This is a genomic window from Chloroflexota bacterium (assembly GCA_009840625.1).
Lineage (GTDB): Bacteria > Chloroflexota > UBA11872 > UBA11872 > VXNJ01 > VXNJ01.
Genome location: VXNJ01000001.1, coordinates 61,825 through 86,234, shown reverse-complemented (window position 1 = coordinate 86,234; position 24,410 = coordinate 61,825). Strand labels below are relative to the sequence as shown.

26 protein-coding genes are annotated in these 24,410 nt (G+C 62.5%); 4 read left to right on the top strand and 22 right to left on the bottom strand.

Going from position 1 to position 24,410, the window contains the following annotated elements; genetic code table 11:
- Positions 1 to 66 precede the first annotated feature (66 nt).
- Complete coding sequence (locus tag F4X41_00360) at positions 67 to 435, bottom strand: hypothetical protein (protein ID MYB15478.1); 369 nt, start codon at positions 433 to 435, stop codon at positions 67 to 69.
- A 16-nt stretch (positions 436 to 451) separates the two neighbouring features.
- Here F4X41_00360 and dcm point away from each other — a divergent pair, with 16 nt between their 5' ends.
- A complete protein-coding gene (gene dcm, locus F4X41_00355) occupies positions 452 to 1,375 on the top strand; it encodes a DNA (cytosine-5-)-methyltransferase (GenBank protein MYB15477.1) in 924 nt (307 codons plus the stop codon).
- A complete protein-coding gene (locus tag F4X41_00350; protein MYB15476.1) occupies positions 1,360 to 1,929 on the top strand; it encodes an HNH endonuclease in 570 nt (189 codons plus the stop codon). The genes dcm and F4X41_00350 overlap by 16 nt, the downstream gene beginning before the upstream one ends.
- Positions 1,930 to 2,035: 106 nt before the next feature.
- On the opposite strand, the gene vsr is transcribed toward F4X41_00350, so the two are convergent.
- Complete coding sequence (gene vsr, locus F4X41_00345) at positions 2,036 to 2,545, bottom strand: DNA mismatch endonuclease Vsr (protein MYB15475.1); 510 nt, start codon at positions 2,543 to 2,545, stop codon at positions 2,036 to 2,038.
- A 97-nt stretch (positions 2,546 to 2,642) separates the two neighbouring features.
- Here vsr and F4X41_00340 point away from each other — a divergent pair, with 97 nt between their 5' ends.
- Positions 2,643 to 3,560: a 3'-5' exonuclease gene (locus F4X41_00340; GenBank protein MYB15474.1), complete on the top strand. Its 918-nt coding sequence runs from the start codon at positions 2,643 to 2,645 to the stop codon at positions 3,558 to 3,560.
- Between the two features lie 320 nt (positions 3,561 to 3,880).
- Here F4X41_00340 and F4X41_00335 read toward each other — a convergent pair whose 3' ends face one another.
- The 20 genes from F4X41_00335 to F4X41_00240 all read right to left on the bottom strand — a co-directional run bounded on the left by F4X41_00335 (position 3,881) and on the right by F4X41_00240 (position 22,686).
- Complete coding sequence (locus F4X41_00335) at positions 3,881 to 4,351, bottom strand: hypothetical protein (protein MYB15473.1); 471 nt, start codon at positions 4,349 to 4,351, stop codon at positions 3,881 to 3,883.
- A gap of 542 nt (positions 4,352 to 4,893) precedes the next feature.
- Positions 4,894 to 5,769, bottom strand: coding sequence for a hypothetical protein (locus F4X41_00330; GenBank protein ID MYB15472.1), 876 nt, complete (start codon positions 5,767 to 5,769; stop codon positions 4,894 to 4,896).
- A gap of 180 nt (positions 5,770 to 5,949) precedes the next feature.
- On the bottom strand, positions 5,950 to 6,489 hold the full coding sequence (locus F4X41_00325) for a prepilin peptidase (protein ID MYB15471.1): 540 nt from the start codon (positions 6,487 to 6,489) through the stop codon (positions 5,950 to 5,952).
- Positions 6,414 to 6,983 (bottom strand): hypothetical protein, encoded by a 570-nt coding sequence (locus tag F4X41_00320; protein MYB15470.1) that lies wholly within the window; start codon positions 6,981 to 6,983, stop codon positions 6,414 to 6,416. Before F4X41_00320 ends, F4X41_00325 begins: the two co-directional genes overlap by 76 nt.
- A 197-nt stretch (positions 6,984 to 7,180) precedes the next feature.
- Complete coding sequence (locus F4X41_00315; protein ID MYB15469.1) at positions 7,181 to 7,999, bottom strand: hypothetical protein; 819 nt, start codon at positions 7,997 to 7,999, stop codon at positions 7,181 to 7,183.
- A gap of 34 nt (positions 8,000 to 8,033) precedes the next feature.
- On the bottom strand, positions 8,034 to 9,611 hold the full coding sequence (locus F4X41_00310) for a CpaF family protein (GenBank protein MYB15468.1): 1,578 nt from the start codon (positions 9,609 to 9,611) through the stop codon (positions 8,034 to 8,036).
- On the bottom strand, positions 9,293 to 9,946 hold the full coding sequence (locus F4X41_00305) for a hypothetical protein (protein ID MYB15467.1): 654 nt from the start codon (positions 9,944 to 9,946) through the stop codon (positions 9,293 to 9,295). The genes F4X41_00310 and F4X41_00305 overlap by 319 nt, the downstream gene beginning before the upstream one ends.
- Positions 9,943 to 11,502: a hypothetical protein gene (locus F4X41_00300; protein ID MYB15466.1), complete on the bottom strand. Its 1,560-nt coding sequence runs from the start codon at positions 11,500 to 11,502 to the stop codon at positions 9,943 to 9,945. Before F4X41_00300 ends, F4X41_00305 begins: the two co-directional genes overlap by 4 nt.
- 19 nt (positions 11,503 to 11,521) lie before the next feature.
- Positions 11,522 to 11,944, bottom strand: coding sequence for a hypothetical protein (locus F4X41_00295; GenBank protein ID MYB15465.1), 423 nt, complete (start codon positions 11,942 to 11,944; stop codon positions 11,522 to 11,524).
- A gap of 1 nt (position 11,945) precedes the next feature.
- Positions 11,946 to 12,413 (bottom strand): hypothetical protein, encoded by a 468-nt coding sequence (locus F4X41_00290; GenBank protein ID MYB15464.1) that lies wholly within the window; start codon positions 12,411 to 12,413, stop codon positions 11,946 to 11,948.
- Positions 12,410 to 12,760 (bottom strand): hypothetical protein, encoded by a 351-nt coding sequence (locus F4X41_00285; protein MYB15463.1) that lies wholly within the window; start codon positions 12,758 to 12,760, stop codon positions 12,410 to 12,412. The genes F4X41_00290 and F4X41_00285 overlap by 4 nt, the downstream gene beginning before the upstream one ends.
- Positions 12,761 to 12,815: 55 nt before the next feature.
- Entirely contained in the window at positions 12,816 to 13,013 is a 198-nt protein-coding gene (locus F4X41_00280; GenBank protein ID MYB15462.1) for a hypothetical protein, read from the bottom strand.
- Positions 13,006 to 13,392 (bottom strand): hypothetical protein, encoded by a 387-nt coding sequence (locus tag F4X41_00275; GenBank protein MYB15461.1) that lies wholly within the window; start codon positions 13,390 to 13,392, stop codon positions 13,006 to 13,008. Before F4X41_00275 ends, F4X41_00280 begins: the two co-directional genes overlap by 8 nt.
- A gap of 122 nt (positions 13,393 to 13,514) precedes the next feature.
- Positions 13,515 to 15,794 carry a DUF853 family protein gene (locus tag F4X41_00270; GenBank protein ID MYB15460.1) on the bottom strand — a complete coding sequence of 760 codons (2,280 nt, stop codon included), beginning with the start codon at positions 15,792 to 15,794 and terminating at the stop codon, positions 13,515 to 13,517.
- On the bottom strand, positions 15,730 to 16,917 hold the full coding sequence (locus F4X41_00265; GenBank protein ID MYB15459.1) for a hypothetical protein: 1,188 nt from the start codon (positions 16,915 to 16,917) through the stop codon (positions 15,730 to 15,732). The genes F4X41_00270 and F4X41_00265 overlap by 65 nt, the downstream gene beginning before the upstream one ends.
- Complete coding sequence (locus F4X41_00260; protein MYB15458.1) at positions 16,914 to 19,229, bottom strand: DUF87 domain-containing protein; 2,316 nt, start codon at positions 19,227 to 19,229, stop codon at positions 16,914 to 16,916. The genes F4X41_00265 and F4X41_00260 overlap by 4 nt, the downstream gene beginning before the upstream one ends.
- Positions 19,213 to 19,632, bottom strand: a complete 420-nt coding sequence (locus F4X41_00255) for a hypothetical protein (GenBank protein MYB15457.1) — start codon at positions 19,630 to 19,632, stop codon at positions 19,213 to 19,215. Before F4X41_00255 ends, F4X41_00260 begins: the two co-directional genes overlap by 17 nt.
- A gap of 2 nt (positions 19,633 to 19,634) precedes the next feature.
- The gene (locus tag F4X41_00250) at positions 19,635 to 19,979 is read right to left on the bottom strand and encodes a hypothetical protein (protein MYB15456.1); all 345 of its coding nucleotides are present in this window, start codon (positions 19,977 to 19,979) and stop codon (positions 19,635 to 19,637) included.
- 70 nt (positions 19,980 to 20,049) lie between these two features.
- Positions 20,050 to 20,745, bottom strand: coding sequence for a response regulator transcription factor (locus F4X41_00245; GenBank protein ID MYB15455.1), 696 nt, complete (start codon positions 20,743 to 20,745; stop codon positions 20,050 to 20,052).
- 939 nt (positions 20,746 to 21,684) lie between these two features.
- Positions 21,685 to 22,686: a restriction endonuclease gene (locus F4X41_00240; GenBank protein ID MYB15454.1), complete on the bottom strand. Its 1,002-nt coding sequence runs from the start codon at positions 22,684 to 22,686 to the stop codon at positions 21,685 to 21,687.
- A 269-nt stretch (positions 22,687 to 22,955) separates the two neighbouring features.
- Here F4X41_00240 and F4X41_00235 point away from each other — a divergent pair, with 269 nt between their 5' ends.
- Positions 22,956 to 24,314, top strand: coding sequence for a DNA-binding protein (locus F4X41_00235; protein MYB15453.1), 1,359 nt, complete (start codon positions 22,956 to 22,958; stop codon positions 24,312 to 24,314).
- Positions 24,315 to 24,410 lie beyond the last annotated feature (96 nt).

The window sequence follows — 24,410 nt, the reverse complement described above, 5'->3', positions numbered from 1 at the left end:
CCGCCGGGAAGTTTCGGCGAAGCGCATCGGCCCGATTGCCTCGTATTCGTTACCGCTTCCAATCCGTCAACGAAAATGGAATGGCGCTGCAGCAACCGAGGGGTCACTGAAAGCGCTGCTGCCAATCTGGCGCAAACCAGCTTGGGCAATAAGGGCGCCTTCGATCGACCAAATGGCTTGAACAATCAGGCGAAATGCAACCTCAATCTGGATATTCACCGATTCGAATTGGCGTGCCACATTCGGGTAGCCAACAACCGCGGCAGCGGGCCTGTGGAACCTCCGGTGGCGCTCGAATGCCCTTGCCAGGCCCGCACCGGTACCCGCAAAATCATCCAGTAAACCGATAAGGGTTGTATTCTGGTTGTATGAATGACCGTTTGTCCTGTTTGACTGTGGAATCAGCCACTGTCGAGGGAAATGTCCACCCGCCAATCATTGAGTCCCCGGCGTGAAACCCACGGTTCTAGAGCTTTGCGCCGGCGGCGGCGGCCAGGCGATTGGCTTTGAGCGGGCGGGATTTGACCATTCGGCGCTGATTGACGACAACGATCACGCTTGCGCAACTTTGCGCATTAACCGTCCGTATTGGAATGTCATCAATGCAGATATCCGCCAATTGGACATGGCCTATTGGCGCGGCGTCGATGTCGTGGCCGGCGGGCTCCCCTGCCCTCCGTTCTCTGTGGCTGGAAAACAAAAAGGCCGGAGCGATGAACGCGACTTATTCCCCGCTTTGCTGCGCATCGTCGACGCAACCAATCCGAGGATGGTTGTCGTTGAGAACGTGCGGGGGCTGATGCAGCGCCGTTTCGAGCAATATCGGGCGGATTTGGAATGCGCACTTGAAAAGTCCGGCTACCGAACCAAGTGGGGTTTGCTCAACGCTTTTGATTTCGGCGCGAACCAAAACCGCACCCGAGCGTTTATGGTCGCCCACGGCGACGATTTGTCGTTTCAATGGCCTGAGCCGAATGGCGGCGGTGGCACCGTGGGCGAGGCCCTCAGTGAATTGATTGCCGAAGGCGGTTGGCTCCACGCTAAGGAATGGGCTGCAAAGGCGGATCAACCGGCGCCAACATTGACGGGCGGCTCGCACAAACACGGTGGGCCAGACCTTGGGCCAACCAGGTCACGCGCCAAGTGGGCCGAAATCGGCGTGGACGGATTGGGTATTGCTAATGAGCCGCCGTCCCGTGATTTTGATGGAATGCCCCGATTGACCATCAAGATGGTGGCTTGCCTCCAATCATTTCCGCCGGATTGGCAATTCGCCGGAGGCAAAACACAACAGTACCGACAGATCGGCAATGCGCTGACCGTCGAACTCGCAACCGCCGTGGCGAAGGCAGTGCGCAAGTGCCTGAAAGATTAACCGGCAAAAAAGGAATCAGGGCGTTCCTCAGCCAGCGAGTCGGTGAGATTGTTACGACGGAGCAAGTCAGGGACGCCAGCGGAAACCAGGTCCAATACGGCCGGAGATTGCGGGAGCTCAGGGACGAGGAAGGTTGGCGGATCGAATCTCATCTCGACGCTGAAGATCTCAAGCCCGGGCAATACAGGCTTGCCGAGGCGCCGCCTCCAAAAGGCGACCTGAAATTCGAGCGCAGTATCAGCGGGCGAGTGCGTGCAGAAGTCCTGATCAGAAACGGCAACACTTGCCGGATGTGCGGTGCCGGCGCCGGTGAACCTCACCCCGTGAACGGGCGCAGAACAGTTCTGCATGTCGGGCACATCGTCGCAAAGAGCCAAGGAGGGGATGACACGGCAGGCAACCTTCGTGCGCTCTGCACCGTTTGCAATCAGGGCGCCAAGAACGTTGCCCAGGAGCCTCCCTCCCGCATCAGGATGATGACCATATTGCGCACCGCCACGGTCGCCGACCAGCAACACGCGCTCGATTGGTTGAAAAACAAATTTAAGGATTGATCTGCCCGGGACGTTGAAATTCCACTCGGGGACGTAGGTTTTTCTAAATTGGTTCTGGACCGTGGCGCGAGGTATCAACGAGCAATTGACGGATTACAGGAACCGCTTATGAATTGGCGCCCCGCGAGACGTCAGTTATCTGTTGGTTCGCGTCTTGGCGTCCTGCCTCCGTACCCGGATCGGTACCTTGGGCCGCACGATCCAATTTCAAATGGCTACAAATCCGATTGACAAGCGATTCGGGCGACTGCAAATCGCACTCCCAAATCACCAATACCCGCCACCCGAGCCGTGACAATTCTGCCAAGTGTTCTGCATCTCTTTCCCTGGTCCGGGCCAGCTTTGGCCCCCAATACTCAACGTTCGATTCGGGCAATCGGGCAATAGGGCATTTAGGGTCTGGATGCCAATGCCAGAAACATCCATGGACAAATATGGCTGCGCGGTGTTTGGCGAGAACAATGTCGGGATTTCCTGGCAGGTTTTTCTGGTGGAGTCGAAACCTGAAGCCCAGTCGATGGATCATGGACCGCACCGCCATCTCCGGCTGCATGTCTTTTGCCCGGATCTGGGACATGCAGTATGAGCGCTGTTCGGGCGTCAATACGTCGGTCATATTGGAGACTGATTTTCAAGATTCGCGGCAGCCAAGAGATGTTCAGGGCGGCTGGCAGCCAATTACGCGCAACAGCAAGTTGGCAGGTACCTGACCATTGCCGCAGGGCTGCGCCACCGGTGAGTCACATTTATTAGCGTCCGCAGAATTCTCACCTCGCAATCAGAATGAAAACAGAATGGTGACGCGTATTGGGCGCGCTGAATTGCGCGCTCGATCGGCGTATAGCAAGGGGCGTGAATGTGGCGAAGCGAACTGCCATGCACAAAAGCCTGAATCAACTGGGGCGGCGCCTTCGCGTTGCAGTTGTCACCTGTTCGAGGGATTCCGTTCGAAACTGGGGCGAAGGTCGGCTAGCTTGGAAGCTCTGATCGGGAACCTGGTTCGGCGTTTGCTCGGTGATGATCAATATGACGATTCCGACGCCGATTGTCCAAAAGGCGGGCGCAACTCGCCGACGGGCCTTGACTCCGTAGTCGCAGTCGATGTCGAAACCACCGGCCTATTCCCGAATGGCGACCGGATCGTTGAAATAGCGCTGGTCGGATTGACAGGCGAGGGCGAGATCGCCTGGCAATGGCAGTCGTTATTGAATCCGGGGCGGCGGATACCGCCTTCGGCCACGCGAATTCACGGCATCCGGGACAGGGACGTGGCGAATTCGCCGCGTTTTTCTGACGTTTCCGACACCGTCAAAGCGTTGCTGGCCGGCAAGGTCCTGCTCGCGCACAATCTCCGGTTCGACGCCGGTTTTCTCAACGCCGAATTCAGACGTTGCGGTCTGGAGGTGCCCACCAGCCGTGGAATCGATACGTTGCAAATGTCGCGCCATTTCGACTCCGGCGAGCGTTCCCACAAATTGGCCGATGCCTGCAGCCGCTACGGTGTCGGATTGAGCGGCGGCCATCGCGCCAGGCAGGATGCGGTAGCCGTCGCGCAGTTATTCGTGGCGATGTGCGAGCGCAACGAATTCCAGAGCGGCGGTTTCAGGCCCGGATCGTACCGCATCGGATAACCGTGAACTACTTAGGCGGCCTGATTTGGGGCGGCCCCGAATTCTTTGGACCTTTTCGCCAGCGCCGATATGAATGCAGCGTTGCCGGGACCGGATGACGAATTGGCCAAAGATGATGTTGCCGGCCGCTCTGCCGCAGCAACGCTCCACGGATCGTGTGGGCAACCGCCGCAAGGACGCGGAGCAATCCCGGTTGGTCATGGCCGAAAGTTGAGCACCAAAGCAACTTTGGTTTTGTTTTCCGATTTGCGGGGGTCAATCAATTTGATCAGCGGGTCGAACTGCACGCGGCTTGGAAGCGTTGCTGGCCCTAAGCCGGTCTATTCAACGTCGGAAATTTGGGCCTTGCGGATCGGCTCGATCTTGGCCGGATCTAATCCATCCGCAGTTACTATGCGTGGATCGATGTGGATCCCCGTTATGCGTCCAAATACGACTACGTTTTCTACATCAGTCACGAAGCAGGGCAGGTCGACGATTGCTACCACCCGACACTCAACGCTTATTGGACTCTCGATTACCCGCGGACAACCGACCGATCGACCGGGCGCCGGCGTCACCCCTACACTCTCGAATTCTTGGCCCCACCAATCGGTGGCCGACAGCTGGCGCCGCAGATCTGCGTTTGCGAGATTTGCCGTAAATTCACCAACTTGGCGCGCATGGTTTATTGCGTTTGGCATGAAGCCGGCCACGCTGATACCGCTTCCGGCGAACATGACCGCCGGTTCAACCATGCCCACCAGCCCGAAATCATCGAATGCCGAAAGGCGGGGCGACCCATCGGGCACCAGAGTCGAAATCCAACCGACGGACCCCGGTTTCGTGATCGCCCGGATAGCCGATGCAACCGAGTCGTCTGGGTCGTCTGGGCGTTCGAAAAACACGTGCGGTCCGGAATGCATGGAACCCAACCTCCGACGTCGGCGCATTTGCGTGAATTTGGCCGCGCCTTCCTCTCAGCGGGCCGACGCTTGCGCAATTTTGCAGTCGCCGCCGGAATGCACCGAGTAGGCAATTGTCAAGATCTCGTCGGAGCGGTTGGGAATGGCAGCAGCGCCGGTCTCTCTGCGGCCACATCCCAGCTCTGCATAGGAGCTTGCTGCAGGCGTAATCCCGGCATAGGAGATTAGGGTGCGATCGTCGATTGGGCGCGGCGGCGAGAAAGATCTCTTTACCCTGGAAGTGCTCCCCATTCTTGTGCTTACTTGTCGTGGCCAATCCGGATTTCCCCGTTATGAGGGAGCATTTCTTCGAATCCGGGGCCGAATTCTGAACAGGTTAAGGGGACGATCCTCGTCAATCGGCCGAAGTCGGAGAGACTCGCCGGAGGTTACCGCTGGACGTCGATGATCAATCGGCAGTGATCACTCGCACCCCAGTTGTCGACCGAATTCAATGCCTCGACTTCGACGTGTTCATGGAATCCGCGTGAAGCGAAAACGTAATCCAATTGGTTCTGGGCTGTCGCAGGGGTTTGGCTACTTGCGTGAAAAGTGGGCACGTTCTTAGTGTCGCGAGGCAAGCCCTGCGGAGTGGGGTCCGCGCGCCTCCCGGCCGGATACTGCGGCCCGAGAAACTCCAAACCCAGCGCATTCATCCGGTCCCAGACCGTCCGGTCGCGAGCGGGCAGTGAATATTTGTTGTCATCCGAGGCGCCATAGATAGTATTCAGGTCTCCGGCGGCCAGGATCCGGTGCGTGTTTGGGTCCGTGCTGCCGATGAAAGCCGAAAGGTCGGAGATGATCCGGTGGGCGGAACCGTCCGGAAAACCGGTCGACCAACTGCTGTTAGCTATTGGGTGAGGACTTATCCAGCGCGCATACATTGACACGGCCAGGAAAGGCTGACCCTGTTCAGGGACGACTCGGGCCGCGGCTACCGTGCCGATTCCGCTTACGGCGAATTCATCGCACTCTGTACCGCCGATCGGACCAACTTGTTTGAACCATTCAATTCGGACTCGATCGGACAACTTGACCACCATGGGCCAGCGGTCGTAGAGCTTCGGCCAGCGGTCTTTGTACCAATCAGAGTTCCAAACATGAGAGTCCCAATGCTCTCGGCTTCCGCACTCGACCCGATCCGCCACGTCGTCGGGGATTGCCTTAACTTCCTGCAAAAGCCCGACATCTGCTTCCATCTCCACAAGTTGCCGCCACGGTGCTACGCGACCGGCAACATTCCAGCAAACCACTCTCGTCGTCATTAACCGATCAACCTTACCTAGTGCTATTCCGGCGCACCGATTTCATCACGAGTCGCACACAGCCGACTAGCGTCGCTGCGATGACCGGATCGGTCGCATTTGCCTATGTCATGGCTCGATTGGGATCGGCAGGGGAGTGTGCCGACTATTCGATTGGGCGAGATCGTTCGAATTCCTCGGTCAAATGGGCCATAGCCCGTCCCGAGTTGCCAGTAGAAATCCAGCTAGGAGAAAGGGAGCAAAAGGTAGGGCGGAGTGTCGGTTGCGGCTCCTTCGCAATCTCCCAATGGAGATTGCGTAAGCCAGGGCCGCACCGGATGCGGCACCAATTGTGAATAAGGTGCTAGCGATGCCCAGCAATGCACCAACGGCCCCCACCAGCTTTATATCTCCGGGGCCAATCGCGCCGGATTTAAAGAGGTTGGGAAGACTTGTGACCAGCATTGAGAGTAGGACCGCAAACAATGCACAAAGAAGTGCCCCCTGGATGAGCGCGATTGCCAACCCGCCGAAGGCTGCTGCAACCGTAAGCCAATTCGGTATCCGACGCCATCGCATGTCAAACCACGACGCAAGCATCAGCATCACCGCCGTCAGGAGCCAGGCGAACCCGCAAGCCGCCGACGCCATGTTACCGGTGGCCATCAGGAGCCCAGGCCCTGCAGCATCCCAAGGAAAAGAGGTACCAGGACCATGGCCATGAATGCGGGCAGAAAGCATCCGACAACCAGCAACTGCGAACGCAACTGGGCCCGTTCGGCGGCCGCCGCGACACGGCGCTCGTGGGCGGCAACGAACTCGAATTCGGACCTTGCCAGGGTCTCTTCCAGCCCCACTCCCAATCGCCGCGCCTGGGTGATCGAGCGCGCCAGGATCTCTATCTCAACCGAACCCAGCTCGCGCCCCAACTGCGACAGGGCAGTTTCCGCCGATCGGCCCAGCCCGTATGCAGCAAGCACCGAGCGCAGCCTTTTCGTCAAGGCCCCACCAATCAATGGGGTGTAGGCCAGTAGGCGTAGGGCCGCCTCCAGCCCCAGCCCCATAGCGATCTGGGCCCGCAGCAACGCCATGGCCAACTGGACCTGACTCAGCGCCGATGCCTTGTCTCGGGCCCGATCTCGCTCTTCACGCAATCGCGGCAGCAGCGAACCCATCATGGCCAATACCCCGGCCAATCCGAATGCGGGAAGACCGATCAACGGCACAAGCGCCACTCCTAATGCGATTCCGACCAGCGCCAGCAAAAAACGCCGTTTGATTGGCGTCGGAGGCGCCTTAATGCTTACCGGCAGCGCAGACCGAATACGGTTCGATTCCGTTGCGCCTCGTTGCTTCGATCTGATCCGGACAGTTATTCCAACCAGCAGCGCGGCCGCCAGCAACATTGCGGGTGGGGCGATCGCAGAAATGCTCACAGCGAATCGGGCCGGGTCCAGCGCCAGAGCAGGACCAATCCAATAAGTTCCATCACCAGTGCAAATGGCATAAGGATCGAGCGCCCCAACGGCAGTTCAAACACGGAGAACCGGTACGGGGAGCTCTGCCAGAGCCAGACGGCCATGAGCGGGATCGCCCCTGCCACGACGTAGATCTGTATAGCAATCCCACGGGTTCGCTCGGTGAGCTGCTCGCGCGCGCGCAGCCCGAGCTCGATCTGCCGGGCGACGAGGTCCAGCACGTCGGCGGCCGCCTGGCCCTGCGCGCCCTGCCGGGCGAGTTGGGCCATTACCGTCAGCAACAACGCCAGCGGCCGGTATTGGGCTCGGACCGCCGCCGCGCCAAGCACCTGGGCCAACGGCCGATCGAAACGGAACTCGTCGGCTACCTTGCCGAGTGCCTCCTCGACCGGGTTGTCGCGCGATCCGGCCAGCTGGCGGATCGAGCGGTACAGGTTCTCGCCGGCGGCCAGGTGCGCCGAGAGCTGCCGGGAGCAGGCGATCACCTCGCGCTCGATGCGGCGCTCGTGCCCGGCGGTGCGCAGCCACAGGTACGCCAGCGGCGCCATTGCGGCCGCGGCCCCGGATAACACCGCCATCTGGATGGAGATCCCTGCGGCCAACCGACCTGCCCCCAAACCCGCGATGCAGCAGACCACGAGCAGCTGGGCCGATCCCAGACTGATCCCGCTGGCGCGCCGGATCCGCGCCAGGAACTCCCCGGCCGCGGCGAAGATCGGGAGTCGGGATGCCGCAATCGGCAGGTCAAACGCGCCCAGTAGCAGGACTGCCACACCGGCTGCGACCAATCCGAAGTGAATCGGCACGCTAGGCGCCGACGTCGGACGTGGAACCGAACTTGGCCTTGACCCGCGGTCCTGTCCTGTATTCGCCGCAGGGTTGAAACCCAGCGTCCGCGGTCCAGGCAAACGCCGGACGCAGGTCGTATTCCGAACCCCGCATCCCGGCCAGTTCGATCACCTCGCGAACGATCCGGCGCCCGTTCTCCAGGCGCCCGACATGGACGATGAAATCAAACGCCCGGGCGATCGGCGCCCGCACGTCGGCGGCGCTGAACCCCCCGTACTCGCGCCTGATCAGCATCTCGAGCCGCCCCAATGCATCGGCGGCGCCGTCGGCGTGAATGGTCGATCCCGACCCGGGATGCCCGGTGTTCAGGGCTTCTATGGTCACGTAAGCCTCGCGCGGGGTGCGAATCTCACCGACCACCAGGCGGTCCGGGCGCATCCGCAGGGCGTTGACGACCAGGTCGGCCAGGTTCACGCGACGCTGGCCCGAACTGGCGCCCCGCACGTCATGCACGCACTGCAGACGCACGGCGTGAGCGCCGGGATCGATCGGCAATTCCTGGGTGTCCTCGATTACCACCAATCGCTCGTTTGGCGGCACATGCGCCAAAAGCGAAGCCAGAAAGGTCGACTTGCCGGCCCCGGTGGCGCCGGAGATAAGGAAATTGCAGCGCGCGCTCATGGCCATGGCGAACAACCTGCCCATCAGTTCGCTCATCCCGCCGCCGGCGGCCCACGAATCGGCGGCGCCGTACAGGGGTCGCAGTTCCTGGCGGTGCCGCCGGATCGATAGACACGGACCGCCCACCGGAGCGATGACCAGGTTGGCGCGCGAACCGTCGGCCATCCGGGCATCCAGGCAGGGCGTCTGCAGGCTAATGGTCCGCCCGACCAGGGCGGCGATCTTCTCCATCAACGCGCCCAGGTGTTCCGGACCCCGAAAAGCGGTATCGACGCGTTCCAGGCGCCCGCGGCGTTCGACCCAGACCTCGTCGGGGGAGTTAACCAGGATGTCTGATATGCCCGGATCGGAAAGCAGCGGGTCCAGCGGCCCCAGACCGATCAGCTCGGCCAGCAGGGTCTCGATCCGCTCGGCCCCGAATTCGGCGCCCGGCGACCACTGCGCCAGCAGTTCCCTGATCAACTCGCGCAGCTGCCGGCGCTGACCGGGCTCAGAACGGAATGGATCAAGCAGCTCGGGTTCCACTTGATGGAGCAGCTGGTCGCGCAGGAAATCGAGTTGGGCCTCGAGATTTCCAGAACCGGGTGCTGTTGCCGTCAGGGACCGGCGTCCGCGGCGGTCGCCAGCACGAAGTGCGAACTTTCGATGCGGGCGATTACCCGGGCCAGCAACGCGCGCGGCAGGGCGATCAACACCGAGCCGAGCGGTTCGTCGGCATCCAATCCGGGAGAACGCGCCACCGCCAGGCTCTGCCCATCCGGGCTGCGCAGGTCGATCAGCCGGGCTCCGGGTGCCAGGATCTCGGCCGGTCCGGCCGATCGCTTGGCGACCGCGTACAGGTCGACTTTCTGCCCCGGCGAGAGGGCCCCGCCGAGGGCGTGCTCGAATTCCATCGGCAACGCCAGCAGGGACCATCCCACCGGCAGCTTGATGCTGGATTCGGCGAGCGCACGCCAGGCGGTTGGAGCCAGCTGCCGGCCGGTCAGGTATTGGCCCCGTGGCAGGGGCCCGCGCGCATGCTGTCCAATCGCCGCTTCAGGATCGGCAAGGGCGCCGGGCGGCAACGCGCCGCGCGGGGCATTCTTGAAGGAAAGATCTGACTCGACCAGCCGCTGGCCGGCCGGGACGTCGCGGGCCAGGACCAGGACCTTGGCCGGGCGGTCGTCCAGTAAGTACATCGATACCGCACCGCCGGCCAGCAGCAGCGCCAGCGCCAGCAGGGCGATCCGCCACCAGTTGATCGCTCTCACGCGATCGCCTGGTAGTGGACCTGGGCCAGGAGCGTGACCGGCAGTTCGAAGTCCTCGATGCGCCCGTCGCTGGCGATGACCCGCACGCGGGCCGAGAGTTCGATCTGATGCTGCGCGCGTCCGGCGGGCGGACGGGCGTCGAGACGCAATCGCAGCGGTTGCAGCGGACCGTGCACCGTCCCGGCTGTGGGCGAATCCGGATGATCGTTGGGTCCTGAAAGGTAGGTCCACGACCTGAACGAAATCGTGGCTTCAGGGTCCTGTTCCGGCGGTTTAAGGCGCGGCAGCAGATAGACCTCGACGGGAGCGCCGCGCAGCACCTGGATGCTCGGCTGGCCGGCTCCGGTCACTTCACCGGACCCTTCGATGGCCACCGCGAAGGCGAACTCTCCCCCGGGATCCAAGACGACCGGCGGCTGGGTCGGGGAATGGGGCGGGGTGGTCGGTCGCCGGGTCGGGGTGGAAGTCGGAGATTTGGTCGGCGAGTTCGGTGGATTGCCGGGCGTGGGCGTTGCCTCGGGCGTGGGACTCGGGGTCGGGGTCGGCGAACCGGGGTCGGGCGTTGGGGTTGGATCGGGGGTACCGGGTTCGTCCAGCTCGCCGGCCACGACCGTATCGTCCTGGAAGAAGACGACGCTCACCGCTTCGAAGCAATCCCCGTCCGGCAGGTAGTTGCGGTAGAAGCGTCCCGCAAGCAGCAGGCCGTCGGCGCCGCTCCCGCGGCCGTTGAAGGCCTGCGAGTCGTAGCGGCTGCCGCTGCCCTTGGAAACCGAACCCAGGCTGACCGCCCACCAGGGGTTCTCTTCAGGGGAGGTCTCGGTCCCGTAATGGATGGTCCCGTCCTCGTCGGTCCACTGGGTGTTGCCCACGTAGTTGCTGGAAACCTTGTAGATGCCGCTGGGCCTGCACGCAGGCGGCTCTTCGCCGACTCCCTCGTGGGGCAGCTCCACCCATACCCGGGTGGTCTCCCAGCGCCCCGGCTCGATTTCGTGCCAGTAGGTCTCGGTCCGGCCCGGCACCCACCGTTGCCGGGTTTCCCAGTAACCCGGGATCTCCTCGGTCACGGTCCGGGTTTCCTGCCGGTTTTCGGTGCGGGTGCGGGTCTCCCAGTAGGAGGTGTCGACCCAGCGGCGCTCCAACCGGAAATACGAGACGTCGACCCGCTTGCACTCCTCGCGCGGACCGTAGACCCATTCGCAGGAGCCCCAGAAATCCGAGCAGTCCCGGTACCACTTCCAGACTGTTTGGCACCGGACCTCGTAGGCCTCGACCCAAACGTGAACGACGTCCCAGTGCCCGTCCTCGACGTAGTACTGGTATTCGACTTCGACTTCAACGGTGGTCGTCTCCTCCCTGGTCACCGTGCGCGGCGGGACCCAGACCCTTTTGTTCACCCAGCGGCCGGGAATCACGCGGATCCTTTCTTCCCGCACCGGTTCGATCCAGGTCTGCCGCTCCTGCCACTCGCCGTGGTCGGCGAGCGCCGGAGGAGCTCCCGTGACCAGCAGCAGGACCGCCAGCGCGACCCCGAATATGCCGGACAAGGCTCGCGTCAACGCCGCATTCAAGTCGCTGCTACTCGCCAACGCGGACGGTAACTTCCGTAATCAATGGGGATAGTTCGGCCGTTAACCGAACCTGCCCGATTCCCATCCCGCTCAAAAGACCCTGCGAATCGACGCGGGCTATCTGCGGATCTGAGCTCGACCAGCTGATCGGGGCGTCGTACCTGACGCTGCCGTCTTCGAGCTCCACCGCCGCCAGCAGGCTTAGCCGCTCTCCGATCGTCAGCTCGAAGGGACCCGGTCCCTCGTCGGAGCCGATCTCCAGGCCGACTGGGGCCAGCGCGCGTGGTTGGGTCGGCCCCGGTCCGGCCCCGCTTGGGACGGGTTCGGTGCTTTCGGTTGGTGCGGGACGGTTGGAGAACCAGATGCCGCCGGCCAACGCCGCCAGCAGGAGGGCGGCTACCATGAGCGCCCAGAGGTTTCTACCGATCAATTCAGGGTCCTTCCAATACGGAATGGGATTCGATGCGGTGGGTGGTGGTCGGACCGACGCCGACGATTGCGAGCAACCCGTTGGGCAGATCCACCACGCCCGACAGCGTGACGGACGATTCCGGCGCCGAGGAAACCCCGACTTGGGCGGCGGTCGCAACCCGGCTCGCGGTCATACCGGGTATCGAGCCTTCCAGCGGCTCCAGGTTGGCGGCCAGGTATTCCCGGGCGACGGCCTCGGCGGCCGCCGCATCGAGCCTGAGCTCGCCTCTATCGGCCAGGGCGCCGCCATCGATCGCACCGGTTGCCGCCAGGGCCGCGCGGTCGAACGCCGACTGCAGCCGCAGGGTCTTGGCGCGCAGCGACCCGAATTCGGCCACGAACGCCAGCACGACCATGAATATGCCCAGCAGCAGGATCCCCTGCACGCTGACCGATCCGCGTTCGCCAAATAGGAATCGCCCGATCATGCGGCGACCTCGCCGACCTCGTTGCGGGCCGCGAACTGCGAAGACAGCTGCAGGTCCCGGGATCCGAGCAGCGGGATCTGGATGCTGCGCGACAGGCTGAGGCGCACCGTGATCGAGTCCTGCCAGGCCGGCGCTGCCGGATCGACCCGCACCGTCACCGAATCTTCCGGCAGACCGGCCGCCTCGAGATCGGACCGCAGGCTCGCCCGCAACTGCGCCGAGTCCCCGCCGGCGGCGGCGGCGCGGCGGACCGCGACGGCCGCCACATGGTCCAACGCCACCTGGTCGGCCCAGAGGTCTCCGAGCGCGATCATCGCCGCAAACAGCGGCGCCAGAAGCGACAACACCAGGATCGCCTCGGTGGCCGCGCCGCCGCGCTCGCTTGCCAGGGCCCGGAAGACGTTACTCCCCCAGCCCCTGCAGGTCGGAGAGCATGTCGTCGAGGTAGGTGACCAGACCTTCGTTCCAGGTCACCACGGCGGCGCCGAGGACTATCACCGCCAGGCCGGCGATCATGATGTACTCGGTCGCCGAACCGCGCTCGTCGGCGATGAACCGCGCGAGAGTGCCGCGCAGGCGCAGCATGATCCGATTAAGCAAGGTTCCTCCTTTGGGAGACGTCTACCCGGATACCGGGGTAAAGGTGCTTGAGGCGCGCGGGGTGGTTTCCCGACCAGGGCCCGGCGGTGTAATCGCTGTATGAGATCCGGCGGGCGTTGATCCTGACCGCGCGGCCGAAAGCGGCCGGTTCCGCTCCGCCCAGCAGGCGCGGACCGGGTGCGGCCAGCTCGCCCGATCGGGCGAGCTCGGAAAGCATCGAATGCGCCGGCCCATCGTGGTCGGAAGGTACCAGAATCCGGTACCAGGTCCCGGTCGGATCGCCAGCCAGTGGCCCTGATCGGGCTCCCAACCAAACGAAAAGCGCGACGGCAATTGCCAGGCCGCAGCCGGCCAGAAGCCCGGCCGGCGCCAAAGGCAAGAACTGCTCCGTTTTGTAGCTCCAGGTGTTATGCGCCGGGACTCCGGCGCTGGCAGAATCCTCGGTCCGCCCAGGACCCTTGCGCCAGAGGGAATCCCGTATGCGCGCCCCGGTGCCCGGCTTCAGTTAAGACGCGGGCCGTAGCGCCGGCGAACGCTCTCCTCGAGTTGCCCCAGGTCGGCGCCAAACAGCTGCGAGGCGCGCCGCTTTCGGGCCGTCAGCCGATCCGCACAGGGATCCGGCAGCGCCGTCACGTGGGCTGAAAACGGCGGCACCGGCTGGTTGTCAACCAGCGTCGAAACCGTCATCTGGAATGCCTCGCGGCGGTCCAAGTCGCGGGCCGAAAAGTGCGGTTCGGTTGACAGCGCGAAGTGCCGGGCCTCGTCCCGCAACCCGCCAAACACCACGTGGGTGCGAGCGTTGATCGTCACCGTGCGCCGCACGGCTTTGAGCCGCGGCTGGGCCAGGGACTGGGTCGCGATGCACATCCCCACCCGGTAACTGCGGGAGCGCTCGAAGAACGCCCCCATGTTGCGGCCGGTATCGAGGAATTCCTGGAATTCGTCGATCAGGAAGATGAACGGCGGCCGATCTCCGCGCGGGCGCCTCAGCACCGCCTGCCAGAACTGGGTGACGATGATGCTGCCCAGCAGGCGCGATCCGGCGATCCCAAGGGCGTTGTCGGCCTGGTCCAGGTTCACCAGCACGATCGCCGATCGCTTTAACGCACGGTCCCAGCGCACTGCCGGCCGCGCCTGAGCCAGGATGTTGCGGACACGCGGGTCGTTGACCAGTAGGGCCATCCGACGCAGCGCCGATCCGAAGTTGAGCTCGAACTGGCGCTCGCCCATCCGGTCCACCTGGTTGGTCCAGTAGGCGGCAACGAACGGATCGGAGACGTTCTGCAGCAGACCGGCGCGCCATCCGCGGTCGAAGAACAGCCGCTCCAGGTCCAGCATGGTCGGTTCGATCTGTGGATTTGCGGCCAGGGTCCTAAAGCCGTAGGCGAACGCCTGCGACATAGTGGTGCCCCACGCCATGCCCTCGCCGGTAACCAGCTCGCGCATCATGGTGCTTACCGCCGCCGCGGTCTGGTCGGCCGCGGCCGTATCGGTCACCGCCAGCGGGTTGAGCCCGATCGGTCTGGCGGTGTCGGCAAAGTTCAGGAATGCGACGTCGTTGGCCCGGCACTCTGGCACCGCGTCCAGGACCGCTTCGGCGAGGTCTCCCTTGGGATCCAGCAGCAGCAATCCCATACCGCTGCGGATTGCCGACTGGGCGTACCAATATAGGAATGTGCTCTTGCCGGTCCCGGTCGGTCCGACCGCCAGCACGTGCCGCAGCGCGTCCTCGGTGCGCAGACCAAGTTGCCGCCTGGGATCGGCCGATCCCGGTTCGGGCCAACCCAGAAAGAGCCCCTCGCCCACCGGCACCATCGCCGCCGGCGGGACCTGGGCGGCCGGCGCGCGGGCCAGGTTGGGATCGCGGGACCGCGCCGTTGGCAGTTCGCAGAGCGCGGCCGCGTCCGCGGCGGTAAGCAGCCAGCATCCCGAATTCGGCAAGCGCCAGCCGTCGAACCAAGATTCAGCGCGGCGGTTGTCGGACAGCCGTTCGACCTTCAGCCGATTCCAACCGGACCCGTACTGGCCAAGCGCCTGGGCCAGCGCGGCGACGATCGTGCCATGCCGTGCATTGGGGGCCCGAACGCGGGCCAGGACCGCCCCAGCCAATAGCGGTTCGAGCGCGCGTTTGGCGACGATTCGGGAGAGCTCGCTTTCTCGGTGAGGTACAGGATGCTCCGGTCGGCAGAACATAACGTCGAGAAGGAACCTGACTCCACCGACGACGGATCGCGCCAGGCTGGCCGCTAGCCCGTGGCGATAGGGGGCGATGCCGTTCTGCAACCGGCCGCAGGCGGCCGCGAATTGGCGCTGGGCATTTGGAGACGCGGGCGCGAACAGCCACCGGATTTCGACCTCTTCGTAATCGGCCAATCCGGACAGGGCCGCGTGCAGGATCCCCTGGGGGTCGGGGTCGCCGCAATGGCCGAGCGGCGCCGCGCTTTCGAATTCCGGCACGATCCGGAAATAGGCCGATTCGGTTAGGTGGTTGCGCTTGGCTCGAATTCCGTTCAGGGTGAGCCAGGCGAGAAACCGGCCAACCACAGGGCGATGAGCATCCCCGGCGTCGCGAGGATCAGGGCCGCGATCCCGGCCGCCAGCAACACGTGAATTGCGCCACTGGATCGACCTTCCTGCTCGCCCGGGGCATCGCCTCGACGGGCGATAGCTGAGATGCCCGCCTCCAGTGCCACGCGGCCAAGCACCCAGACCAGCTTCACGGTCCGGGCCCGGCGCGCGGTTTCGGGCCCATCCGGGTGCGCCTGAAGATCCGCCGGGCATTGTGCCACCCGGACGCCGGACCGGCGAGGTGCCCCAGGATCGCTCGCCCGCCCTGGCCACCGGCTCCGGCCACGGCGTCGAGCAGGAATCCCGGCAGCGCCTGGGCGACGAACAGGGCCACGATTGCCAGGGCGACGCTGAGCAGGCCCGGCGGTTGCAGAGCAATGACCGAAAAACTCACCGACAGTCCCAGGACCAGGGCCGATTTCTCAAATACGGTACGGAGCAGGCGGCGCAACCACAGCTCCGGCAATCGCGCGGCCGGAGGGAATACCGCCAGCGTCAGCACCAGCGGGGCGACCACCGTCAGGGCCCAGATCCAGACCAGGCGCACCAGCAGGCGGATCGCAATCCCGGCCATCCCGATCAGCAGCAGCAATTGCAGGAATGCGCGAAAGAGTCCATACCACGCGCCCTGCAGCAGCGCCCCGCCCAGGTCCACAAGACTGTCGGCGTCTTCCCCCCAGCTCCAGGCGCTCATCAAAGTCTGCGGCGCGCCCAGCAGCACGTCCGTCGACCCGATGCCGGCGAAAAGCCTCACCAGGATGTCGTTGACCTGGAGCATGGCATCTACGAATTGATATGAGGCCAGCGACCCGAGCAGAGCGATCCCTAAGCGTCCAGCGGCCGCGGGAACGTCGACCGGTCGACCGAGAAACAGCATCGCCAGCGCCCAGACCGCGAACCCGCCCAGCACCAGTCCAAGAAACGGCAGCCGCGAGGAGAGCGCCAGTTCGCGCGACCGCTCCCAGGCCGTCCGTACCGCCACGGCCGCTCCGTAGCCGCTGAAAATCGGATCGCTCAAACCCGCCGGGGCGATTCGCGCCAGCGCCGCATCCACCTGGTCTGCGCGCGCCGGGTCGATCGCATCCGGGACCAGGAAGAGATAAGCCCATACCCACTCCAGGGGTCCGCTGATCACGCGCGTGAGCTCCCCCACCAGGCCGGCTCCGGCCGCCGCCGCGGCGGCGCCGGGATCGTTCCATGGCAACGGCAGAAGTTCCACCGGACTTGGAGCTTCGACCGCGGATCCGGGGGTGCCGTCGCCTGGTTCCTGGGCCAGGACCGGATTGGTAACGAACAGCAGCGCCATCATCAGTACGGCGCCGGACAGGCATTTCACCAAGGGTGGTTAAACACTTCGATCGCCACCCGTTCGCCGCCGGCAAGGGCGGCCAATGCCTGGCCGCGGCGCAGGGTCGAAACGCGCGCCGAGCCCTCAGAATCCAGATCGAACAATTCGGCCAGGGCGGCGCCATGCGCCCGGTGCTGGCGAAAGATCATTGCCGCCGCGCAGTTTGCCAACACCGAACGCGCCAGGGGATTGGCGGCGAAATCAGCCACATCCTGGGTGATCATCAAAAGCATCGCGCCCTTGGCCCGCGCAGTCTTGGCCAGATCGAGCAGAAACCGCGACCCGGCCCGGTCATGCAGGAGGCACCAGGCCTCGTCGATCAGGATTAGGCGGCGGTCGGCGGGGCGATTGAACCAGCGCGCCAGGGCGAGCAGGGTAAGCCTTACGGCCAGCGAGAAAACGTCCACGTCCTGAGCGCGCAGGCCCGCCAGCTTGAACAGCAGGAAATCGTTGTCCAACTGGACGTTGGTCGGAGACGAAAAGAGACGTCCCATCGCCGGACCACAGAACCTCTGCAGGCGTTGCGCCAGGTCCTGGGCGGCGACGCGACCCGCCCCGTCGATCGAAGAATCATCGGTCAGTTCGGCGGCCAGGTCGCCGGCCAAAGCGCGCCGTCCGGTCCGGTTCCCGGGCGGCGGGCAGATCCTCTCGATCGCGTTGGAAAGCAGGGCGGCCTGATGGTCGCTCATCTTCCCGAGGGCCGCTCGCCAGAACCCGGCGACATTGGCGACGCCGCCAGCGTAGGAGCTTTCGTCGTCACCGACCGCATCGAATACGTTCAGGGCCGATCCACCGCCCAGGTCCAGCACAATTTCGGACCCCGCGCACCGCTGACATAACGACCCGTACTCGTTCTTGGGATCGATCAACGCGACTTCGGCTCCTGAAAGCCAGGCGCTGTAGGCGATTGCCCGGGCAAGGTGTGTCTTGCCCGTTCCGCTCTGCCCCAGGATCGCCACGTGCGGGTTTTCGTATGCGGGCGAGAAGGGATTGAACAGGAACGGCGCACTGGGGCCATTGTCCCATCCACAGGCGGCCAGCAACCAGCCGTCGGGATCTGCCCGACCGCGCCCGCTGCCCGGGTGGGCGGCCGCCAACGGGGTCGTGGTGATCCCTCGCCGGCGGACCAACTGCTCGCGTGCAAGCGGGAGAATCGACATCAGCGCCTGCCGCTGGTAGCCGAATGCGCCGGACCCGACCAGCCCGGTCCCCGATAGGACTGACCGCAAAGTGCGAAGGTTTTTGTCCAATTCCTCGCGGCAGTCTGCGCCCACCAGGTAATAACCGCCCAGCTTGAAGTAGCGGTCTCGACCACGCATGGCTTCAGCCAGTTCGCCGACATCCTCGGCTCGCCAGCGTTGCTCCCGGGCAGCGACCGGATCGGTACCGGCGGCATCGTCAAGCGCTCCGGCGATTTCGCGTTCCGATTGGGCGACCCGGCGCATGACCTCCTCGTCAGGCAGTGGGTCGATATGTAGCGACAGCGTCATATCGAAATCAAATCTGGACGGCAGGGCCAGCCACCCGGTATCCACGGCGCGCGGCAGCGCGCGAAGGTAACCGGCGGCGCAATACCGGTCCCCCTCCGCTAGGGGGAGCCGCATGTGGCGGGGCGAAAATTCGATCCATTCCGGCAGCGGATCGGCCAGATCGAACGCCAGGTTCTCCAGCCCCTCCACGACCCGCATCGGCCCTCCCGCCGCCAGGGCGTTGGCCAGCGTTCCGCCGCCGTGAAAAAACGCGCGCTCCAGCTCTAGCACCAGCTCCAGGCCGCCCATCGTCCGCCAGGCGATCCCTGCCTGAGAGAGCGCCGCACCGATCCGCTCGATCCGGGATTCGGCGTCGGGCGGACTCTTTCCGCGCCCGCGGTGGGCCAGAATCATGAGGCGGACCTTGATCTGCCGAAGATTCGCGTTCGCGGCCGCGACATGCGCGAACGTGACCCAGGAGGTTTGGCCTTCAGGGGAAGCAACAAGACGCTCGCGCAGGCCGGATTTGGCGAACCAGTCACCGCGCCAGCGGTCGATGGTGCGCGAAAGATAACGCTCGGCATCGAATCGGTTGTTGCTTACCAGAAATTGGACCGGTGTGTCCAGACCGGCCAGGAATCCGGCCATGCCCGAATTCAGCGCGGAAACCTGCTCTCGGTCCAGGGATTCCAGATCTGTCGGCGCGAGCGCCAGACCGGCAACCAGCACGCCATCTTCGCGCTCGATGCCGTTCTCGGTTACGCGACGGACGCCGACATCTAGCACCGACCGGCGGCTACCGCCGAATAGCTTTTCAATCGATCGATTCAAACCGGAACCCCCGGTCGTTGCGGTGCCCGCGGCGCAGCGAATGGACCGGGCTGACGATTTCGTATTCGAGACTGATGCGCAATCGGGCCGTCCCAGACTCCGGCCGCTGCCGACCAGTCGCCAGGACTCGGCCGCGGGTGACGAAAAGCGCCATGTCCACGACCCAGCGCTCGATCACCGCCCCATCGACGCGTAGCTTCAATGCCGCCCAGCAGGCCAACGCCGGGATCGCCAGCAACAGCAACGCCGGCAGCGAGAACCCGGCTGTGACCGCGAACCCAGCCAAAGTGGCCTCGGCTCCCACGGCGCCGGTCAGCCAGATCAGTTCGCGCGGGCTCACGTAGAAGCCGATCAGACTGAACCGGCCGGCGATTTCCTCCACATCGGCTGGGATAGGGATCAATTTCAGGCGCGCCCGCCCATGGAATTGACCAGGTATTCGACCGCGTTCTGCATGAGGCCGAAATTGAACGCCATCACCAGGCCGTAAACGACCAGCGATTGCAGCGCGAATCGCTGAGCCTCGCGTTGGGCCTCAACGCTTCCGGCCGACCAGGCCACCACCGCTTTCCAACCGATCGAGGCGGCAACGACCACGGTTGCGATCGTGGCCAGGAAGGTCTTCAGCGAATTGACCGCGAATGTGATTGGATCCGAGCTGCTGGCCGGGGCAACGATTTCGGCAGCCCAAACTGGTTCAGGTCCAAGCAGTGCGATTCCGATCGCCCACAGCGGCGCTGTGAGGACCAACCCGAGAAACCGGCAAACAACGGGATGCTGCTGAGTACCCGGTCTTGCCGGATCGTCGGTGTCACGCATCCTAGATGAGCCCGTAGTAACGGGCGATGTTGCAAGCCTGGACCCGGTTGGCGGCCTGGAGCTTGCGGTAACAGACGCTGAGGTACTTCTCAACTGTGTGCACGCTCAGGTAAAGCTGTTCCGCGACCTGCTGCGAAGTCAGACCGATCGCGACGAGCTCCAATATCTGTCGTTCGCGTTCAGAGAGTTCCTCCGGACCGACAACCATCGCCGGAATCTGGTTCGGAGACTTCAGTTCCGCTCTGCGCGGAAAGATCGAGTGTCCGTGGGCGATGATCTGGCCGGCCGCAGGCAGGTCCGAATACCCCTTTGAGCAGTCGACCAATCCGCTAGACCCGGCATTAACAAAGTCATCCACGATTACGGGTGCCGGAACTTGATGCAAAGCGACCAACATGCGGGTTGATCCCAGACACGCCCGGAGTCGCTTCACCACGGTCAAGGCGAAATCGGGCGAGAGCCCGGCCACCACAACCAAATCGAATCGTTCGGTCGCCAACCGACGAACAGCCCCATCAGCATCTTTGACCCACGCGAGGAATCGGCAGGTGCGGCGGCGGTCGAGGGAGTGCAGGATCGCGTCAGCGACATCAGCTTCGAGCGCAATCACAAGGACCGCGCGCAGTGGGGCGTCGCCGGGATCGGGCACATGATCAGTACCGGGGCCCACGTGTTCGAGCGGGTTTGCACTGGTCACTTATGCACTCCACGTTCGGGTTTTGTATGGTCGCTGAAATATAGCATACGGAATTGAAACATCGAGCGAGTTTTGATGACCGGGATCGAAGCGTATTGCCGACGAAATGGGAGCGGAGTTAAGCGTCCGTAGGAGGTTCAGATTGAAGACTTCGGATTAAGGCCCCAATTGGAATCTTGGTACCGGATTCCGTATTCGAGAACCCGTTCGGCGTGAAACCTGCGAAGGCGCTACGCTGTGATCCGCCCTGGCACGCTCGTCCACCCAATCGATGGACAATCGCCTCTTGAATCCTGTACCCAATTCCCAGCGTTGGCGGATTGGGAATCCCTGCACAAGGACAAGATCGTGCCTCGCGCGATCGCTCACAACCGAATGTAACTCGGTGAATCTGTGGTGCAAATCGCAGTCTGGGCCGCGATTGCAGAACCGTCAGATCGCCGGTTATTCGCGCTGTCGGTAGAGGAGCGGGAAGAAATGCAAGGGATTCTTGATCGATCCACAACTCCAAAACCCAGGCTCGCCAACCTACTGGCTAGACCCTCAACGCTTGAAGCGGACTGAGCGCTTACCAGGATCCCGAACGGCTTAGCTCAGATCATTTCTGCGTTTGCGTCGTCGATTGGGAAACTGTGGCGAATTGGCTCGCAAACTACTGCCGGTCGGCCTCAAGTTGCCCGGATGCAATCCCGTGGCCATGGGTTGCGCCTCGAGTAAAGGCTGAGGAGGCTATATACCGGGTAGACCAGCTAGACATAAACCCGAATATGTCGAATGGCCCGAATCCACCAAATACTCAACCGGTGTCAGATACCGTAGTTGCGGTGTACTGCGGCAGTTATTCGGTGTCGCAGGTAATTGAGCGTCGGCGAGTTCGGATTTGCGTTCGCTCAAGCCTTGAACCCACCACCCAGCGTTAATTCAGATCGGATGTATCCGTTATTCGATCGGCACAAAGACCTTTTTCAATGGCATCAGCGATTGGGCCTGAGGATCCAGCCGATCGTAGTACTCCAGCAAGAATTCGGTGAATTCGTCTCCCGTCAAAACGGTCAAAGAGATTCCTTGTGGGGCTCGTTCAGCCTCATATAACGCCTCGCGTGTATACCCTCCAGTGGAAACGTAAAGTCCTTTGTCCGGGGGGCGAAGCGTCGCGATGAACTCACGGATTTCGCGTGCACCAGTCCGATCATTCCGTTGCTTGACTTGCACTTTGATGCGGGGAGATTCGAATCCAAGAGGATCCGACTGCGCTATAACATCCACGCCGCGATCAGGACCTTCCACAGTGCGACGCGCGAAGTACCCCATCGACCGCAAGAGGGCGGCGACTAGTTCCTCAAAGTCCAGCGGGTCCATTTGGGCAATCTTGTCGGAGATCAGCTCCTCAGCCTTTCCTTGGACTTCTTCGTAGAACTGCGCCTCTGAATCGTCCAATAGTGCCGGGTCATTGGCGGCAATCGTTTGCCCCTGGGAAAACGCGACCGATTCGATTTCCGCCCGGTGTTCATTCATCGAGAAAAGTGTTTGCGCACCGCCGGCGCTGTTCCTTGCGCGGTTGGACAACTTTTCCCGCGCAATACGCTTCTTCCAATCGACTGATCGGATATGAGGGTTATTGTCATGTCGTCCGGACTCGTACTTGTATGGTCCATCGCAGACCCCGATCATGATTTCGCGCGAATCCCTTATCGGCGTGAGGATTAAGTCGCCCTCCTTGATTACGTGAACAAATCGAAGGAGCTGACTCGCTCTAGCGTGTAGCCGGCGGTCCTTCACGTTTGGATGTTCGCCTCTCATCGCGTCCATGATCTCCTTTGGGGTCTTCAGGTGGGAGATATCACCAGTGCGTGCAAACCCGATCGCGATAATCCCCGCCTCCCAGTACGAATCAGCAAACACGCCGCCGCCGCCAGCTCTAACGATCCAGATATTTCGCACTTGGAATCGCCTTCACGATCGCGTTCTGGGGAGGTCTTGTTTAGCTTCGCCGAATCGGCACGAACCACCGACTGGCTGACTAAACCAACCCCTTACCGGGAACGCCAAGACTCTATATGAATCGTAAGTAGATTTCGCGTTCCTATCGAACGGAGTTATTGTGCATGATTCAATGCTCAAAATGAAGCCAACGCAGTCGCCAACAATCGATTTGGCGAAGAATTCCTGCTAGTTGAAACCTCCGTGTTATTGGCCAATAGGGGATTGATTTGGGAGACGAGCAAGTCTTCACTGTTGAATCGGGAAATGCTCTACCTGCACAGCGGATTTCGCTAGCAGACGCGGGATTTCGCGAACGGACACATTTGCAAGAGTGGGTCAGAAAAAACCCCAAAATCCTCGGAGATTCGGTACGCATAGTTACCTTCGAATTCAGTTCATGGCAGGGTCGCAACAACCGTCCACTTGATCGTCTGGATCTTTTGGGTGTCGACGAGGATGGGAGACTCGTGATTGCCGAACTGAAGCGCGGGGTGGCACCTGATTTCGTAGAGACTCAGGCAATCAAATACGCGGCCATGGCAAGCAGATTCGATTCTTCGACGCTCGCCGTCAGTCACTCCCGGTACTTGACCGATGTTGGCGAATCGACTGTCAGTGAAAACGAGGCCCTCGGACTCCTTGAGGATCACATTGGTGGTGACTTCGATCCTGAATTGCTGAAACGCCCCAGGATCATCTTGATGGCGGAAGGATTCCCATCACAAGTCTCGACGAGCGCAGTGTGGCTGACAGAAATGGGAATAGACGTGTCGCTGATTGAATTCAGCGCTTGGGATACCGGTAAACAGATCGTGATCACCGTATCGCAAACCTGGCCGATTCCCGACGCCGAAGATTTCGTGGTTACACCGGCGCCGCCTGGGGGATTACGGGAAAGAACGCGCAATCGTCGAGAAGCTACCGCGACCAAAAAAATCGTTGACGGCGGATTGCTTGACGACGGTGTGCACGTAGACGTAGTAGTTGAGGCGTTCCCGGTCCGAATGCGGCAACCAATCTCTAGATGGCTGGCAGAAACGCCTGAGCGAGCCATAGCGACCTGGCGTAATCACTCTCGCTTGCCTTTGAAGTGGGCGATTGATGGCGCACATTGGAGCCCGACCGGACTAGCAAAAGAAATCGGGTTGAAGGCAACGGGTGAAATGCTCGCTGTAATCAATGGGCCCGAAGCTTGGCAGTCTAGGAGCGGGAAGTCGCTTGCCGAATTGGCAGGATTTAGTTGGGCCCGGGGAGTTCGGCGGGATTGGGGCGCCCTGCACGAATTGTTAGGTTTTGTGCGTCCTGGGGAGTGGACAACCTATGGTGACTTGGCCAAGTTGGTCGAAAGTTCACCCATTGCGGTAGGGAGGCACATTGCCTCATGCGGTGATTGCTCAAAAGGGTACAGAGTGCTGAATGCCGACGGTTCGGTTTCGGAACATTTTTCCTGGTCCGACCCTCAAGATACGCGAGACCCTAAACGAGTATTGATTGATGAAGGCGTGCAATTCCCAGGGGGTAAAGCTGCGGTCGGCCAGCGACTTTCCTCAGGCACGTTGATGGCCCGCGCAAAGCAAAACACTTGATTCGCAGCAAGAACATTCAAATCGCGAATTGATGCTGATTGGCGTTCGCTTATTGCGAGGCCCAATTGCTCGGACGGTGCCTCGGCATTTGGATTC

Coding starts and splice junctions, on each gene's coding strand:
- vsr (MYB15475.1), bottom strand. CDS start 2,545: ATGACCGACGTATTGACGCCCGAACAGCGCTCATACTGCATGTCCCAG.
- F4X41_00330 (MYB15472.1), bottom strand. CDS start 5,769: ATGACGACGAGAGTGGTTTGCTGGAATGTTGCCGGTCGCGTAGCACCG.
- F4X41_00325 (MYB15471.1), bottom strand. CDS start 6,489: ATGCTTTCTGCCCGCATTCATGGCCATGGTCCTGGTACCTCTTTTCCT.
- F4X41_00310 (MYB15468.1), bottom strand. CDS start 9,611: ATGGTCCCTGCTGGCGTTGCCGATGGAATTCGAGCACGCCCTCGGCGG.
- F4X41_00290 (MYB15464.1), bottom strand. CDS start 12,413: ATGATCGGGCGATTCCTATTTGGCGAACGCGGATCGGTCAGCGTGCAG.
- F4X41_00270 (MYB15460.1), bottom strand. CDS start 15,794: ATGCCCGGCGGATCTTCAGGCGCACCCGGATGGGCCCGAAACCGCGCG.